Annotated in this window: 3 protein-coding genes; 1 reads left to right on the plus strand and 2 read right to left on the minus strand. The window is 33.4% G+C overall.

All coding sequences use genetic code 11. From position 1 onward, the window contains the following. The first annotated feature begins 182 nt into the window (after positions 1-182). Positions 183-461 carry an HU family DNA-binding protein gene (locus tag G8761_RS26625; protein WP_166030947.1) on the plus strand — a complete coding sequence of 93 codons (279 nt, stop codon included), beginning with the start codon at positions 183-185 and terminating at the stop codon, positions 459-461. 250 nt (positions 462-711) lie between these two features. Here G8761_RS26625 and G8761_RS26630 read toward each other — a convergent pair whose 3' ends face one another. Next, positions 712-912, minus strand: coding sequence for a cold-shock protein (locus G8761_RS26630; RefSeq protein WP_027322891.1), 201 nt, complete (start codon positions 910-912; stop codon positions 712-714). A gap of 218 nt (positions 913-1,130) precedes the next feature. Further along, positions 1,131-1,514 (minus strand): hypothetical protein, encoded by a 384-nt coding sequence (locus G8761_RS27565; protein ID WP_243450171.1) that lies wholly within the window; start codon positions 1,512-1,514, stop codon positions 1,131-1,133. Positions 1,515-1,850 lie beyond the last annotated feature (336 nt).

Below are 1,850 nucleotides of genomic sequence, written 5' to 3' on the forward strand. Positions count from 1 at the left end.
GCATGCTTATTTTTAGTATACCATGGCCAAATTTCTATTTTTATTGAAAAGTCTTGACAAACTATTAGCTGGTTTAGTTGAACAAGAAAAAATAAGGTTAGAGTTGCGAACTAATGTACGCTATGTTACAACTAAGGTACGTCCCCTGTGGATTGTAAAGTCTTTAAAGGAGTGCTTATAAAATGAATAAAACAGATTTCATTAATCAAGTAGCAAAAACCGCAGAACTTTCACAGAAAGAAGCATCTAAAGCAGTAGATGTAGTTTTTGATACTATTTTGGAAGCATTAAAAAATGGTGATAAAGTTCAATTGATTGGCTTCGGTAATTTTGAGGTTCGTGAACGTGCTGCACGTACAGGTCGAAATCCACAAACTGGGGAAGAAATTCAGATAGCAGCTGGAAAAGTTCCCGCTTTTAAGGCTGGTAAAGCTCTTAAAGATGCAGTAGCTGAAAAGTAATAAAAAATGATCTTTAGTGTTACATACAAAAATGAATGACCATTTCAGTCACTCTTAGTTTAATCAGTTCAGAAATCTATAGGACCTATGATAATTAGGAGATTTCGTGTTTATGTGATACACTTTATTTACCATTTGATTTACTTGTTTACATGTGTGCCCTACTCATTCGTGAGTGGGGCTTCTTGTTTTTAAAAGAGGAAATAAAAAAACAGACTCTTTAAAGAGCCTGCTTCCGTTGTTCTTAATATTAAGCTTTACGCACGTTAGCTGCTTGAGCTCCACGTTGACCTTGCTCAACGTCAAAAGTAACTGCTTGACCTTCGTCTAAAGATTTAAAACCTTCGCCTTGGATTGCTGAGAAATGAACGAATACGTCTTCTCCGCCTTCACGTTCGATAAATCCGAAACCTTTTTCTGCGTTAAACCATTTTACTTTACCTTGTTCCATTTTGTTTCCTCCTGCTGTGTGCTTTACACACAAAGTTTTACTATCCTTGCACTCAGTGATCATCAAGACGAAAAGTTTAATCTTATACTATCCTTTACACCGAACAAAAATAATTCTTCTAAAGATTAACATTTTTTAAGAGTATTTGCAAGAAGACATAAACACAACCATTTTGCCACTCATGAATTTTCTCACCTGGTTTTCAAATCTTATGTTTATTAACTAAATATAAGTACAAGTAAACATGATAAAAATGTTATACCTGCCAAAGGAGTCATTACCAATCTCTCTTTGTTACTTTTTGAAACTAAATTTCCTAATGTATTTAATCCCATGAAAATAGTAATCATTATTACAAAAATTTTTGTTGGCAAGTGGATACCTACTGATAGAACTTTTGAATGAATTAAAAAAATTAATCCAAAAAAGAGTAATAATAATGCTGATGGCCAGCTCATGATTCTCATTTTTTTCAAGTAACACTCCTTGATATTTTCCACCGCTAATGGCAACCCAAAAAAGAGTAAGAATTGAAACAGTGCAATACCACCAGATATAGCTGCCACGATAATAGCTGCTATTTGGATTAATAATTCTTTCATTAAAAATACCTTCCCTTACTTTGTAATAAAAATATCAGTTATTTCAAATAGGGGTAAGCACTACGAATAGTGATTATTTACTATAATTTCTATCTAATTATTGATATTTCCTTCTTTCACTAACCTGCCCCGTTAAAGATCTTCCTTTTTAAAGTAACTCGCCACGTTAGTTTTCAATAAGAAAAACGGGATCGCCGCAGCAATCCCGTTATTGAATATAAGCACCCTTTAGTTTAAGTGAAAACCTTCACAAATGCTACTATAAAGAAAACTTGGAAATCCAAGTTTAGTTACTCCTTATTTACTGCCATAAATATTTGTTATTTCCATGCGGAC

Origin of the sequence: Neobacillus terrae, assembly GCF_011393025.1 — a bacterium.
Lineage (GTDB): Bacteria > Bacillota > Bacilli > Bacillales > Cytobacillaceae > Neobacillus_A > Neobacillus_A terrae.

What these genes read in the sequence shown, in the direction of transcription:
- G8761_RS26625 (WP_166030947.1), top strand. Translation starts at nt 183, where the DNA reads ATGAATAAAACAGATTTCATTAATCAAGTAGCAAAAACCGCAGAACTT.
- G8761_RS26630 (WP_027322891.1), bottom strand. Translation starts at nt 912, where the DNA reads ATGGAACAAGGTAAAGTAAAATGGTTTAACGCAGAAAAAGGTTTCGGA.
- G8761_RS27565 (WP_243450171.1), bottom strand. Translation starts at nt 1,514, where the DNA reads ATGAAAGAATTATTAATCCAAATAGCAGCTATTATCGTGGCAGCTATA.